Genomic DNA, 15,226 nt, shown 5'->3' with positions numbered 1-15,226 from the left:
TAATGAAGAAATTAGTTTTTTGGGTTGTTTTATGTTTAGGTGTTCAGGTATTGGCAGCGCAGGTTCGGGTACATACCGACATGCGCACGCCAACCTGGAATATAATTGGCCTAAGGTACGATGCAGAACTTGCACCCGGTAAATGGGGAAGCATTTTTCCCCCAAAGTTGAAAGCTTTAAACAATAAGGTTATCGAACTGCCAGGTTATATTATCCCCACAAAAGTAGGTTCGAAATTTAACGAATTCATGTTCTCTATCGTGCCGATTGCCTCCTGCCCTTATTGCGGCGCAGGCGATATCCCATCGATGATCCAGGTAAAAATGTTAACCGCAATCCCGATTACCGAAAAACCGATTAAACTGAAAGGGATCTTCATTATCAATGATTCGGGCGATGACAGGAGTGAGTTTTTTCTTTTAAATGCAAAACAGTTATGACGAAAAAATATATAACGGTTTTATTGATGTTGATTTCTTTTTCTGTTGTTGCGCAGGAAAATGTACACACCGATATGCGTACGCCCACCTGGAACCTGATCGGCCTGAAATACGATAAACAGGTTAAACCACTGGTATGGCAGGCCATTTTTCCACCGGCATTAAAGGCGATCAATAATAAAGTGATCGAACTGCCCGGTTTTATTATCCCAACCAAGGTGGGCAATAGTTTTACCGAGTTTATGTTTTCGATCGTGCCTGTTGCTTCCTGCCCGTATTGTGGTACAGGCGATATTCCATCAATGATTGAAGTCAAAACATTAAAATCGGTTACCTGGACAGAAGAACCTATTACCTTAAAGGGAAAGTTCGTAATCAATGATTCGGGCGATAGCCGGTCTACCTTTTTTCTATTAGATGCCGTGAAAAAATGAAAAAACTATATTTTATTTTGCTGTTGTTATTTGGAAATGTTGCTTTGGCGCAAACGCAAAAGCATAATCCGAACGATCAGTTGCGTTCGCTAAACTGGGACGTAATCGGTTCTGTAAAATTTGAACTGACCGAAAAAAATGAACTCTTCCCAATGTTTTCTGAATCGATTAAACGTTTTGATAACCGTGAATTTGATCTTACAGGTTATCTGATCCCGATAAAAAGCGGGCAGAAACAACAGAAATTCTTATTGGCCACACTGCCGATCAATCAATGTTACTTTTGCGGACAGAACGGCGTTCCGGTAATGATCATGATCGAAATGGAAAGCGCTACAGCTTACAGCGAAAAACCGATACATGTAAAGGGGATTTTGAAGCTGGAGCAGAAAGATGCGAGCTATGCACCACCAATCACCATCAAAAATGCCAAACTCATTAATTAATTGCTTATTTTTGTATTGCTATGGAAAATAAAACAGAGCGTTTCGAAAAACTTTTGGTTAAGAACGGATTAAAAAGGACCGCACCGCGTTTGCAGGTGCTGGAAATTTTGAGTGGGCGTGATTCTGCAACTTCGCAGCCTTATTTAGAGCAGGTAATGGGCAAAGATGCCGATCGCGTTACTTTATACCGTGTATTGCAGGCTTTTGAAGAAAAAGGAATTATCCATAAGGTTTTAGATCAACAGGGAACGGCTAATTACGCCATCTGCTCTGATGGATGCAGTGCGCACGAGCATCATGATGAACATGTGCATTTTAACTGCGATAACTGCCACAAAATTTACTGTTTGGATAGCGTTAAAATTCCGGCATTAAAAGTGCCTACAGGTTTTAAAGTAGAACATTTAAACCTGATTGCTACCGGCCTTTGCGCAAACTGTTCGGATAAGGTAAACTAATTACTGTACCAATAGGTTACAGCCCCTGATATCGGCATTATCAAACCTGCCCAGCACCTCAAAGCTTTGATCGGGATTGATCCTGCCCAGATCCTGCGTAGCAATAAAAGAGCAGGAATTAATATTGGCCAGATCGATTACATTGATACCGCCTGTTCTGCCATTTGGCATTAAACTTAATGGGTCGTTGGTATCGCGGATCACTACTTTCATCCAGTTAGGGCAATTGAAAATGCCTTCGCCTAAGGAATAAGCCTGAGATAGCAATTCTGTCATCCCATATTCGCTATGAATGGTTTTTACGCCAAAACCTTTGGTTAACTGCTCATGGAGTTCTTCGCGGACCATTTCCTTACGTTTTCCTTTCATACCGCCGGTTTCCATCACAATCAGTTCAGGGAAATCGATATCAAAATTTTCGATAAAATCGAGCAGGGCATAAGTAACCCCGATTAAAACTGTTTTCTGTTTTTTAGATTTTAAATCGAGCAGGGTTTGCAATAACTCATCGTGGTTGTATAGAAAATAACCACTTTGTAGATGTTTACTTTTTTCGATCAGATCATTCACCATGTAAATCAATGATGAGCCTGAGCGCTGTTGGTAAGAGGGTAACAAGGCTAAAAAGCAATAATCGTTAACAGGTCCATAAAACTCGGTGAAAGCCTGCAGGTAACTTTGTTCGTAAAGTTTTACCTCGGTTACATGATGGCTACTCTGTACCATACCCGTTGTGCCCGAACTGCTAAAAGTAACCTCAATAGGGCCGGTACTGCTTAAAACCGAATGGCTTTTAAAAAAGCTGATCGGTAAAAATGGAATCTGTGCTACTTCTGTTATTTCATCGGCATCAATGCCCAAATGAAAAATATATTCGCGGTATACGTTGCAGTTTTGGGCCTGTAACTTAAAAATATTTAAAGCAATTGAGTTAAACTCATTGGCACTTTTTATCGAAAATATATCTTCAGCTGTTAAATTCACGCTGCAAAAGTACAAAGCATTATGCTATTTTCTCGTCAGTTTTTTTCGCTAACATCGCCATACGGAACTGGTAACCACAATAACCGCTGATGCCCGCAACCAAACCGCTTAAAAAGCCGGTAACCAATACTAATGCCCACCATAGTTTTATGCCCGTCATTACGGCTACGCGGCCAGCAAGCAGGTTATCGTTAGGTAAACTTTTAAACAGGGCGTAACCGATCCATAATAAGAAAATGGCAAGGAACGATTGCCAGAAGGCAATTTTACCCGTTTTGCCAATAATGCCACAGGTAGCAAAAGAAATGACGATGATAACCCACCAAGGGGCAATCATTTGCAGAAAAAAACAGATTATTGCGATAACGATGAAAACCATTTTAGCTTATTTAGAAATTTTTAAACGAGAAATAATTGTACCCGATTTATCATCAGGTGTTTGCATGTAGAACAGGTCGTATAATTTGCCATTTGCCCAGGTATCGAGCATGTTATCGTAGAATTTGCTTCCAGGATTGCCCGATTGTCCGCCGGGATAAACGCCATGTCCTTTTGGTGTTTTGCCCAATTCGATTACCATTCTCCACGATGGTCCGTTGCTTTCGCCAAGGGCATTAATGGTCGATTTTGCACCACCGATCTGTAAAATCTTCGATCCAAATCCAGGTATTTTGGCCAGATGGGGTACGTTGCTCTGTTTTACATTTGCCCAGTCCCAGTCTTTGTTGATCGGACCAAAACGCCTTTCCAAACTATCGCAGCTATATTTAAACGATTCGTTTACCAGATCAGCTAATGTTTCTTTTTTAGCCGTATGGATGTTGTCGTACCATGTGGCATTGGGCTCTTTCAGGATCATTTCAACTGTGCGGTCGCGGGATGGGTAACGCATCGGGATTCCTTTTACCTCAAACTCATCGGCCCAGATATCGTATGACAAACGTTTTGCCCATATTTCGAAAACACTGGCTGCAATTTCATTCGCATCATAACGTTTGTTCCACTTGCTTACATAAGATAATGCTTCCTTTTGCGTAGCATTTAACTGTTCGTTATTTAACAATGGTAATAAAGCAGGGACAAGGTTCTGTGCTAAAATGCTGTAATTATCTGTCTGCATTAAGCGGATGCTATCCAAAGTGGCTTTGTTCATGGCTGTTAACCTGTCGTTAATCCTTTTGCCACGTTCGTAAGGAGCAAATTCCCAGTTAATGTAATAAGGATAAGTGGTATCGGTTGATGATTGGTTGGCGGAGCTCACAAAACCGCGTGGCGGATTTTTTACCGTTGGATTCTGTGCATTTGGGATCCAGCCCTGCCAATCGTATGCCGGATCGGTACCATCAAGGATAAATTTACCCTGATCTTTCCATTTTAACGGGAATTTACCGTTCGGTGTGATGGCAATATCATTATCAACGCTGGCAAAAACGAAATTCTGTGCCGGTGCAGTATAAAAAGTTAAAGCCTTGCGGTAATCGTTATAATTTTTTCCACGGTTGAGGTAATAAAATGTCATTAACTCGTTCGATTGCTCATGGGCAATCCACCTTAAAGCGTCGCCAACAGGTACATTATCTGCGCGGCCATATTTGGGCTTCTGGAAATAAACAACCGGTCCGTGATGGGTATAATAAACCGTATCTATCTCATCTTTTCCACCGCGGATTTTAATGGTTTCTAAGCGCTTTGAAGTCGCTTTCCATTGGTTGTTGTACCAATATTGGTTGTGTGTCGAATCTTTAAACTTGATCTGATAAAAGTCTAAAATATCAGCTGCCACGTTGGTTACACCCCAGGCAATTTTCTGGTTAAAACCGATAATTACACCGGGTGCACCAGGTAACGAAACACCATAGGTATTAACTCCAGGCGCATGCAACTGGATCTGGTACCAGATAGAAGGAAGTGTTAAATCAAGATGCGGATCGTTTGCCAAAATCGGGTAGCCGGAAGCTGTTTTAGCACCTGATAATGCCCAGTTATTACTGCCGATGCCCTCTACTTTTTCTTTTGTTTTTACTTCGCCGGTTTGGGCCTGCGTAAAGCTTTCAGGAGTTTTAGGTATAGGCAGCGGTGAGAAATTCCACTTAGTGCCAACAGGGATAATCGGATCTTCACGGAAAGGATAATCAGGGAAGAGATCTTTGGTAATATCCGGACCGAATTTTTTAAGGATATTGGTCATGTAAAACTCGTCTGATCCCATGGCTAAAACCGCCGACATCTGTTTAAGCAACAGCGCACATTTTATAGGTGTCCAGTTTTCCGGTTTAAAATCGAGTATTTTATATTCTAAGGGATAATTGGCATGTGATAATGTTTTAATGTAGGCATTAATCCCTTCGGTATAGGCCAAAATCATTTCCTTGGCCTTAGGGTCGGCCATCATACCTTTTAATGAGTTTTCGGCGCCATAAACCATGCCCATCCTGCGCTGGTAACGGTCTACCTCAATGGCTTTGCTGCCCACTACTTCACTAATCCTTCCGGCAGCGAAACGGGTCTGGAAATCCATCTGCCACAAACGGTGCATAGCCGTTACATAACCCTGCGCCAGATAAAGATCATGATCGTTCTGTGCAAAAATATGAGGGATCATACGGTCGTCGAACACAATTTCAATTTTATCTATCGCACCTTTAATCTTCGCTTTATGGTTAAACATAAAATGATTGTTCTCTGCATTTTGCCAGAAACCCATAAAAGGATTTAGGAATTTTAACAGCGGAGGCGTACTCCCTAGTTTGGTATTAAATAAAAAAGCTAATGCTATCGGGATGATGATGCAGAGTAAGGCCTTAATTTTATTCATAATGGTTAGCTAACAAGTCAGTTTACTAAGATAGCGCAAAATGACGGTTTATGTTTAATGCAAAATACAACAAACTGTATATCAATCAAAATTATAATTTGAATTGATATTATTATGCTAACATAATTTGTTTAATTCAAAAAAAGAGTTTAAGTTTATGTAACTAATCATACAAATCAACAGTTCAACTAACTAGTTAGGTAACCAAATTAACAATCTTTTATGAGCAGAATTTTTACACAGATCTTCTACGTGTTATTATTGATGTGCACAATTAATATTGTGGCACAGGCACAGAGCATTACGGTGAGCGGTACCGTAAAAGATAAGCAATCGAAAGAAGGCCTCGCAGGCGTAAGTTTAACCATCAAAGGCCAATCGGGCGGTACGGCATCCACAAGCAACGGTAGTTTCAGTTTTAGCACAACAGCAAAAGTACCCTTTACTTTGGTTGCCTCTTACGTAGGCTTTGGTACGGTAGAACAGCAGATAACGGGTAATACAACCGGTATTAACCTGGAGTTGGAAACGGCTGTTGTACTGGGTGGAGATGTGGTGGTTTCGGCCTCGCGTACACCAGAACGGATCCTGGAATCGCCTGTTTCAATTGAGCGTATGAGCGCTGCTACCATCAGGGAGATTGCTGCACCATCGTTTTACGATGCATTGAACAATATGAAAGGTGTAGAAAGCAGCATGCAGAGTTTAACTTTCAAATCGATCAATACGCGTGGTTTTAATTCTAACGGTAATACCCGTTTTAACCAGTATATTGATGGAATGGATAACCAGGCACCGGGATTGAATTTCTCTGTAGGTAACATTGTGGGGATTACCGAACTTGACGTTGATAATGTAGAGTTGTTACCTGGTGCTTCATCAGCCCTTTATGGTGCGGGTGGTATTAATGGTACCTTATTAATGACCTCAAAAGACCCTTTTAAATATCCTGGCGCTAGTTTTCAGTATAAAACAGGAATAAACCATGTTAACGACGATAATAGTACTGTGCAGCCTTTTAACCAACTGGATGTACGCATGGCAAAATCATGGAACAATAAATTTGGGGTAAAAGCGGCATTTTCTTTTGTACAGGCCAAAGATTGGTATGGAAACAATTATTCAAATTTCGACAGGGTATCAAGAACTGCAAAATCAGGGGATAGGAACAGCGATCCAAATTACGATGGTATCAATGTTTACGGTGATGAGGTGAGCCAGAATATGCGTAATGTGGCTCAGAACGTATTGGCAGCAGGAACTGCAACATTTATTAAAAATTACGGATTAGCAACAGGGGGGCAAATACCAACACCAGCGCAGATTACGAATTTTCTTGCTACAAATGCTCAAACACAACCTTTTTATGCTGGATTAAATGCAGGATTGATCCCAAATCAGAATATTTCAAGAACAGGTTATAACGAAGAAAATCTGGTTGATTATGGTACCAAATCGCTAAAGGCATCGGGTGCGTTATATTATAACATCAGCAATACAGTACAGGTCGTTGGACAGGCCAATTGGGGTACAGGAACTTCGGTATATACCGGATCCGACCGTTATTCGCTACGTAATTTTAATATCGGCCAATACAAATTGGAATTAAAAGGCGAAGATTTCTTCCTTAAAGCATATACTACTCAAGAGCGTTCGGGCGATTCTTATATTTCTTCTATTTTGGGTAGTTATATCAATGAGTTATCAAAACCATCAACTACCTGGTTCCCGCAGTATATCGGTAATTATGTAGGTGCAAGAGCGGCAGGGCAAACAGATGCACAGGCACAGGCCTTTGCGAGAAGTGTTGCCGATCAGGGACGTTTTGCACCGGGCAGTCCGCAGTTTGAAGTGGCAAAAAATAATATCATGAACACCACCATCAGTAATTCTGATCCTAGCAAGGGTATTTATGGTGCGAAATTCGATGATAAGTCAAATTTATACCATTATGAGGGGATGTATAACTTTACCAACCTCTTTAATAAAGTGATAGAGTTTCAGGTTGGTGCATCGTACCGTTTATATGATTTAAACTCAGCAGGTACAATTTTTAATGATTTAACCAATTCTATCGATATTAAAGAATACGGCGCATTCGGACAGATCGGTAAAAAACTTTTTAACGATAAGGTTAAATTTACTTTTGCTGGCCGTTACGATAAAAGCCAGAATTTTGAGGGTAGGTTTACTCCAAGGATAACAGGTGTATTTACGGTAGCAAAAAACAACAATATCAGGGTTTCTTACCAAACCGGTTACCGTAATCCAACTACACAGAACCAATACATCGACCTTTCAGTAGGTGGCGGTTCGCAAAGATTGATCGGTGGTTTGCCTGAAATTATGTTTAACAAATATCATCTGGATACCAATAAACCTTATACTGATGTAAGTTATAGGGCTTATCTGGCTTCTGCAGCTGCAACCGGCACACCTAATTCGGCACTTTTACAACAGTATAATTTCGATTCGAGAGGGGTACGTCCGGAGAGTGTTCAATCTTACGAACTGGGGTATAAAGGTTTGGTACTTCCTAATTTACTGGTTGATGCTTATGGTTATTACAATATCTATAAAGATTTTATCACTGCGGTTGATGTTTATCAGAATGTTGGCGGCGGAAGTTTTGTGAAATTCGGTGTTCCGGTAAATGCAGAAGGTAAAGTAACTTCTTATGGTGCTGCTTTGGGTTTAGATTACCTGGTAGGTAAATACACCATCAGCGGTAACGTTTCTTATAATAAAATCGGCGATCTTCCTGTTAATTATATCAACGATTTCAATACACCAAAAATCCGTTATAACCTGGGTTTTGGAAATAAGGAAATCATTAAAAACTTTGGCTTTAACCTTGCCTACCGCTGGCAGGATCAGTTCTACTGGAATTCTTCTTTTGCATCAGGTCAGGTGCCTGCGTACAGCTCATTGGATGCACAGGTTAGTTTAAGGATACCTTCGGTACAATCGGTAATTAAACTGGGCGGTTCTAATGTACTCAACAAGTATTATTTCACTTCTTACGGAAATCCATCGGCAGGGGCAATTTATTACCTGGCCCTTACCTTTAATCCATAAGAATCTGATTACGCTTAAAAGCCCTTCTTACTTTAAGTATGAAGGGCTTTTTTACTTATAGTCGTCACCCTGAATTTATTTCAGGGTCTATCTAGTGGGAAAGATGCTGACCACGATTAGCTATTAAACTTTTGAAAAATATAAAAACGAGTAATAAGAAAAAAGTTCAACATGACGATCGCGTCAGGCAAGGAGCTTAAAAATTTTACTGCAAATAAACTTTTTCCCTTTATTAAAGAATTCAATTTAATGTTAATATACCACAGGTTAGTGTTAATTTTACACTACTAAATTTATCTTTTATAAAAAAGCTACATCCCTTTTATAAAATATTTGTATTATAGTACTTTCTTAAGCACATCCCAGTTTAAGAGGTATGAATTTAAAATTTGAATATAAGGATGGAAGCGCAAAACGACAAACCGAATGATGCCGGAGAACTGATCGAGAAAGAACAGGAAATACAGCATTTAAACAATCCGGTTGATATATCGGTAAAACCAATTGTTAAACAGTACCTTGGGGCAGTTAAAAAAGTAAAAAAAGAAGGCAACCGCTTTTATTTTTCTGATGGCGATGCCAGGGTAGAAGTAAGGGTGGTAAGCGATGATATCATCAGGGTACGCCTGGCACCACACGGTGTTTTTCTGGATGATTTCTCTTATGCCGTACCGGAAGTAGACCAGAAAGTTTCTGTTTTTAAGATGCAGGAACAGGAAGATCACTATACTATTTCTACGCACGCCGTAACCTGTAAAATAGAAAAAGCAAATTTCCACATCTCTTTCCACGATAATATTACCAATGTAATGATGGTTGATGAAGCCAATTCCATGCACTGGGAAGAGAATGTAGATTTTGGCGGTTATTATATTTATGCCACAAAAAAATGCCATCCCGAAGAAAATTTCTTTGGTTTAGGCGATAAATCGGGCAATTTTAACCTGCGAGGCCGCCGTTTCGAAAACTGGAATACCGATGCCTACTCTTTCGGCTGGAACCAGGATCCTTTATACCGTACCATACCTTTTTACATCGGTTTGCATAACCAGGCCGCTTATGGTATATTTTTCGATAATACTTTTAAATCGTATTTCGATTTCGGGGGCGAGGATGTAAACAAAACCAGTTTCTGGGCCGATGGGGGCGAACTGCAGTACTATTATATCCACGGACCGCACATTATGGACGTGGTAAAACGGTATGCAACCCTAACCGGAACGCACCCGATGCCTCCAAAATGGACTTTGGGGTACCAGCAGTGCCGTTGGAGTTATTATCCTGAAACAAAAGTTAAAGAAATAGCCAAACAGTTCAGGGAGCGTAAAATCCCATGCGATGCCATTTATCTGGATATCGATTATATGGATGGCTACCGCTGTTTTACCTGGAACAAAAAATACTTTCCTGATCCGAGGAGGATGATCAAAGAACTTTCTGATGATGGTTTTAAAACCGTGGTGATGATCGATCCGGGAATTAAGGTAGATGACGATTACTGGGTTTTTAAGGAAGGTAAAGAGAAAAGATTTTTCTGTCGCCGCAGCGACGATTATTATATGGAAGGGCACGTTTGGCCGGGCCGTTGCCAGTTTCCGGATTTCACCAACCCTAAAGTACGTGCCTGGTGGGGCAACCTGTACAAGGAACTGGTAGATATGGGCGTTGCAGGTTTCTGGAATGATATGAACGAGCCTGCTGTATTCGGTTCGGGTACTTTCCCTAACGATGTACGCCATAATTACGATGGTTACCGCGGTTCGCACCGTAAAGCACACAATGTTTACGGTATGCAGATGGTGCGTTCTACTTACGAAGGGCTTAAAAAACTGATGCGCAATAAACGCCCGTTTACCATTACAAGGGCTGGTTATTCGGGTATGCAGCGTTATGCCAGTGTATGGACAGGTGATAACATTGCTACCTGGGAGCATTTAAAGATCGGCAATATCCAATGCCAGCGTTTATCTGTTTCGGGTGTTCCTTTCTGTGGAACTGATATCGGCGGATTTAGCGGCGAGCCGGATGGCGAATTATTTACCCGCTGGATCCAGTTGGGTACATTTTCTCCGTTTATGCGTGCACACTCTGCCGGCGATACAGCCGAACGCGAACCCTGGAGCTTTGGTCAGTTTTTCGAAGATATTAACCGTAAGTTTATCGAATTAAGGTACCGTTTAATGCCTTACCTGTATTCTGTTTTCTGGGAACACCACCGTTATGGCTTTCCAATTTTAAGGCCATTGGTAATGCTCGAGCAGGAAAATATCAGCAACAGTTTCCGCCAGGATGAATTTTGCTATGGCGATAAATTGCTGATCTGTCCGGTTTTAGAACAGGGCGCCATATCAAGAAGGGTTTACCTGCCAAAAGGTACCTGGTACAATTTCTGGACCAACGAAATTTTGGATGGCGGTAACGAATATACCGTTGATGCCAAGATAGACAGTATGCCGATGTTTGTGCGTGCAGGTTCTGTTTTGCCTGAGTATCCGGTAATGCAATATGTGGATGAAAAATCAATTACCGAAGTAATCCTGAATATCTACCACAGCGATTACGAAGTGAATTCGTACATGTACGAAGATCATGGCGATACTTTTGCCTACGAACAGGATATTTACCTTGAAAAGAAATTTACCGTTAAAGGCGATAACCAGACCATTAAGGTTAATCAGCGTAGCGAAGGTTTATATACACCTAACTATGAGTTTTATGTTTGCAATATTATCGGCGTAAAATTCCAGGTTAAAAAGATCATCATCGATAATAAAGAGGTGAAAGATTTTTATACCGACGATCAGAATATCCTGCATTTCAAGTGCAATAAAAATTTCTTGGAAATTCAGATTTTAAGTCTGTAACATTTAGCCCCAAATGCTGTTTAGTGTTTGGGGCTTCATTTATCTAGCCAAAATATCTATGTCAGCAAAAAAAGTTCCTGCAAAAAAAGCAGCGTTACCTAAAATCGATAAGAAGAAATCCGTTTGGGCACACAGTTTATTTACCGATTACGACATTGATCTTTTTCTTGTTGGAAAACATTTTAGGCTGTACGAAAAAATGGGCTCTCATTTAATTACTGTTGAGGCTACAACCGGAACTTATTTTTCTGTTTGGGCACCAAACGCCACTAAGGTAAGTGTGGTTGGTAATTTTAACGATTGGAACAACGGATCACATCTGCTGTACAAACGCTGGGATAAATCGGGTATCTGGGAGGGTTTTATACCGGGTATTGCCAAAGGCGAGGTATATAAATATTTTGTTAAGGGTTTTGATGAGTCTGAACATTTAAAGGGCGATCCTTATGCGCGCAGATGGGAGCATCCGCCGCAAACGGCTTGTATTGTTTGGGATACCGATTATACCTGGAAAGATAAAGCCTGGCTTAATAAAAGGGCAAAGTTAAATGCTTTAGACCAGCCGATTTCTGTTTACGAGATACATCTGGGTTCGTGGGAGCGCGATCCTGATAATCCCGAGCGCGTATTAAACTGTAGGGAAGTGGCCGGAAGGCTTGTGCCTTATGTTAAGGAAATGGGTTTTACGCACGTAGAACTAATGCCTGTAATGGAATTTCCATTTTTCCCGAGCTGGGGATACCAGATTACCGGATATTTTGGGGCAAGTTCGCGTTATGGTTCCCCGCAGGATTTAATGTACCTGATCGATGAATTACATAAGGCCAATATCGCCGTAATATTGGATTGGGTACCTTCGCATTTTCCGGGCGATAGGCATGGTTTATATGAATTTGATGGTACGCACCTGTACGAGCACGCCGATATGCGTAAAGGTTTCCATCCCGATTGGAAATCATACATCTTTAACTACGATCGTAATGAGGTACGTTCTTTCCTCATCAGTAATGCCATATTCTGGCTGGATCAATACCATGCCGATGGTTTGAGGGTTGATGCCGTGGCCTCGATGTTATATTTTAATTTCTCAAGGGAAGATGCCGATGCTGCAACCAACGAATATGGAGGAAGCGAAAATATTGGCGCCATCCAGTTTCTTCAGGACTTAAATGTAGCGGTTTATGGCAATTTTGAAGGTGTGCAGACCATTGCCGAAGAAAGCAGCACTTATCCGGGGGTAACCCATCCGGTGCATAATGGCGGTTTGGGTTTTGGCATGAAATGGATGATGGGCTGGATGAACGATACGCTGAAGTACTTTAAAGTTGATACCCTTGGCCGGAAACACCATCACCACCAGTTAAGCTTTAGTATGACTTATGCCTTTACCGAAAACTTTATGCTGCCTTTTTCGCATGATGAAGTGGTGCATGGTAAATCGCCTATGTTATATAAAATGCCTGGCGACGATTGGCAGAAATTTGCCAATTTAAGGGCACTTTATGGTTATATGTTTACCCACCCTGGAGCAAAACTGCTGTTTATGGGGAACGAATTTGGCCAAACCAGCGAATGGAACTTTACCCAATCGCTCGATTGGCATTTATTACAATACGCGCCGCATAAAGGCATGCAGGAAACGGTTAAAGCTTTAAACTTCCTGTATCGCAAAGAGCCTGCATTGTATCATTTTAATTTTAGTTACGAAGGTTTCCAATGGATTGATGCCGATAATGCAAACGAATCGGTTTTTGTTTACATGCGTAAAGGACTAAAGGCAAAAGATACTTTGGTAATTGCCATTAACCTAACGCCTGTAGTACGCGAGAATTATAAAATCGGCGTTCCGTTTAAAACCAAGTGGACAGAAATTTTCAATACCGACGATATTGTTTATTACGGTGGAGGTATTAATAACCGTGGCGATATTGTGCCAAATCTCGAAGGTTATAATGGTCAGGAATACTCAATCATCGTAGATCTACCACCTCTAGCTGTGGTAATTTTCAAAAGCAAATAACCCTTTTTAATTTTATATCGCGCCAAAACTACCATAAAAAACATAGTTTTGGCGTGATATAGCTTTTTATATTGCGCCAAAACTACCATAAAAAACATAGTTTTGGCGTGATATAGCTTTTTATATTGCGCCAAAACTCATTAATTTATTACCTTTGTTGTTATAAATTAATGGTTTATGGAACAGGTTGTAGGTAGAACTGATGAAAAATTGCTGTTAAGCAAGATTGAAAAATCAGGCGAGGCCGAACTGATTGCAATGTATGGGCGCAGGCGGGTTGGAAAAACTTATCTGATCAGGAATGGCTTTAGTAAGGATATTGCATTCGAATTTTCTGGGATCCACCATGCAACGTTAAACCAGCAATTGGAAAACTTTGGTTTGGCACTAACCAAAGTAACCGGTGGGCTTCCGCTTGCCAAACCCGAGAGTTGGATTGCAGCTTTCCAGATGCTTACCCAATACCTTACGCCTTTAGTTAAAAAGGAAAGAACAATCATTTTTATCGACGAATTTCCCTGGATCAATACCGCCCGTTCAGGTTTTTTGCCTGCTTTCGAAAACTTCTGGAACAGTTGGGCCTCCAAAGAAAAAAAACTTATTGTGGTGATCTGTGGCTCGGCTGCCTCCTGGATGATCAATAAAGTAATCAATAACCGCGGCGGTCTGCATAACCGCGTTACCAGAAGGATCAGGCTGTTGCCTTTTACAGTTGGCGAAACAGCAGCATACCTTAAACATAGGAAAATAAAACTCGATAAATACCAGCTCTTACAGGTTTATATGGCCATGGGCGGCATACCCCAATACCTTAAAGAAATAGAACCGGGCGAAAGTGTTGCGCAGATTATAGACCGGTTATTTTTTACGAAGGATGGATTGCTGCTCGAAGAATTTAAGAACCTATACTATTCCTTATTCGATAAAGCCGAAAACCATATCGATATTGTACAGGCCCTGGCTAAAAAGAGCAAAGGTTTAACACGTACCGAAATTATCAATGCCTGTAAATTAAGCAGTGGTGGCTATGCCACGCAATTGCTTGCCGAACTGGCCGAATCCGGTTTCATTACACCATATATTCCTTTTGGTAAAAGCACTAAAGATGCTTTATATAAACTTACCGACGAGTATTCTATTTTTTACCTGAAATTTATAGATGGCAATAAAGCAACAGGGGCGGGTACCTGGCTAAAATTTTATTCGGGTACTTCGTGGAAAAGCTGGAGCGGCTACGCTTTCGAAAGTATCTGCATGAAACATATCGTACAGATAAAAAAAGCAATAGGGATAGAAAATGTTTATGCCGAAATTTCGGTATGGCGTTATCTACCCAAAAATAAAGAGGAGCAGGGTGCGCAGATCGATCTCCTCATCGACCGTAACGATTCCTGTATCAATATCTGCGAGATGAAGTTTTCGGTTGCACCTTTTGAAATCAGTAAGTCTTACGAAAAAGAGTTGAATAACAAGCTAATGGTATTCCAATCGCAAACCGGAACAAGAAAAGCGTTGTTTTTAACCATGATTACAACTTATGGCGTAAAGAATGATATAAGCTATCCGGGTTTGGTACAAAAAGAGATTACCATGGATATTCTGTTTGCTTAAAATAAGAAAAGCCTCCCATTGCTGGAAAGCTTTCTTAAACCCTGGAGTGGAAGCTTCCAGAGAGGGTGCAAAGATA

The 15,226-nt window shown here is 40.9% G+C and carries 11 protein-coding genes; 8 read left to right on the top strand and 3 right to left on the bottom strand.

Going from position 1 to position 15,226, the window contains the following annotated elements:
• Nucleotides 1–2: 2 nt before the first annotated feature.
• Genes B2V92_RS20960 through B2V92_RS20945 form a run of 4 tightly spaced genes read left to right on the top strand, consistent with a single transcriptional unit; the run spans nucleotide 3 to nucleotide 1,778 of the window.
• A complete protein-coding gene (locus tag B2V92_RS20960) occupies nucleotides 3–440 on the top strand; it encodes a hypothetical protein (protein ID WP_293311937.1) in 438 nt (145 codons plus the stop codon).
• The gene (locus B2V92_RS20955) at nucleotides 437–874 is read left to right on the top strand and encodes a hypothetical protein (protein ID WP_293311935.1); all 438 of its coding nucleotides are present in this window, start codon (nucleotides 437–439) and stop codon (nucleotides 872–874) included. The genes B2V92_RS20960 and B2V92_RS20955 overlap by 4 nt, the downstream gene beginning before the upstream one ends.
• Nucleotides 871–1,320 carry a hypothetical protein gene (locus tag B2V92_RS20950; protein WP_293311933.1) on the top strand — a complete coding sequence of 150 codons (450 nt, stop codon included), beginning with the start codon at nucleotides 871–873 and terminating at the stop codon, nucleotides 1,318–1,320. Before B2V92_RS20955 ends, B2V92_RS20950 begins: the two co-directional genes overlap by 4 nt.
• Before the next feature lie 20 nt (nucleotides 1,321–1,340).
• Entirely contained in the window at nucleotides 1,341–1,778 is a 438-nt protein-coding gene (locus tag B2V92_RS20945) for a Fur family transcriptional regulator (RefSeq protein WP_293311931.1), read from the top strand.
• On the opposite strand, the gene B2V92_RS20940 is transcribed toward B2V92_RS20945, so the two are convergent.
• From B2V92_RS20940 to B2V92_RS20930, 3 genes are read right to left on the bottom strand one after another with little or no spacing between them, the layout of a single operon-like run.
• Nucleotides 1,779–2,762 carry an acyl transferase gene (locus B2V92_RS20940; protein WP_293311929.1) on the bottom strand — a complete coding sequence of 328 codons (984 nt, stop codon included), beginning with the start codon at nucleotides 2,760–2,762 and terminating at the stop codon, nucleotides 1,779–1,781. It abuts the gene before it with no gap.
• A gap of 19 nt (nucleotides 2,763–2,781) precedes the next feature.
• The gene (locus tag B2V92_RS20935) at nucleotides 2,782–3,141 is read right to left on the bottom strand and encodes a hypothetical protein (RefSeq protein ID WP_293311927.1); all 360 of its coding nucleotides are present in this window, start codon (nucleotides 3,139–3,141) and stop codon (nucleotides 2,782–2,784) included.
• 6 nt (nucleotides 3,142–3,147) lie between these two features.
• Nucleotides 3,148–5,577 (bottom strand): penicillin acylase family protein, encoded by a 2,430-nt coding sequence (locus B2V92_RS20930; protein ID WP_293311925.1) that lies wholly within the window; start codon nucleotides 5,575–5,577, stop codon nucleotides 3,148–3,150.
• A gap of 222 nt (nucleotides 5,578–5,799) precedes the next feature.
• On the opposite strand from B2V92_RS20930, the gene B2V92_RS20925 reads away from it, so the two are divergent.
• The 4 genes from B2V92_RS20925 to B2V92_RS20910 all read left to right on the top strand — a co-directional run bounded on the left by B2V92_RS20925 (nucleotide 5,800) and on the right by B2V92_RS20910 (nucleotide 15,150).
• A complete protein-coding gene (locus tag B2V92_RS20925; protein ID WP_293311923.1) occupies nucleotides 5,800–8,655 on the top strand; it encodes a TonB-dependent receptor in 2,856 nt (951 codons plus the stop codon).
• Between the two features lie 401 nt (nucleotides 8,656–9,056).
• Entirely contained in the window at nucleotides 9,057–11,519 is a 2,463-nt protein-coding gene (locus tag B2V92_RS20920) for a glycoside hydrolase family 31 protein (protein WP_293311921.1), read from the top strand.
• 58 nt (nucleotides 11,520–11,577) lie between these two features.
• Entirely contained in the window at nucleotides 11,578–13,539 is a 1,962-nt protein-coding gene (gene glgB, locus B2V92_RS20915) for a 1,4-alpha-glucan branching protein GlgB (protein ID WP_293311919.1), read from the top strand.
• 177 nt (nucleotides 13,540–13,716) lie between these two features.
• Nucleotides 13,717–15,150, top strand: a complete 1,434-nt coding sequence (locus B2V92_RS20910; RefSeq protein ID WP_293311917.1) for an AAA family ATPase — start codon at nucleotides 13,717–13,719, stop codon at nucleotides 15,148–15,150.
• Nucleotides 15,151–15,226: the final 76 nt, after the last annotated feature.

Source organism: Pedobacter sp. UBA5917 (genome assembly GCF_002432345.1).
Lineage (GTDB): Bacteria > Bacteroidota > Bacteroidia > Sphingobacteriales > Sphingobacteriaceae > Pedobacter.
This window is presented reverse-complemented; position numbering and strand designations above follow the sequence as displayed.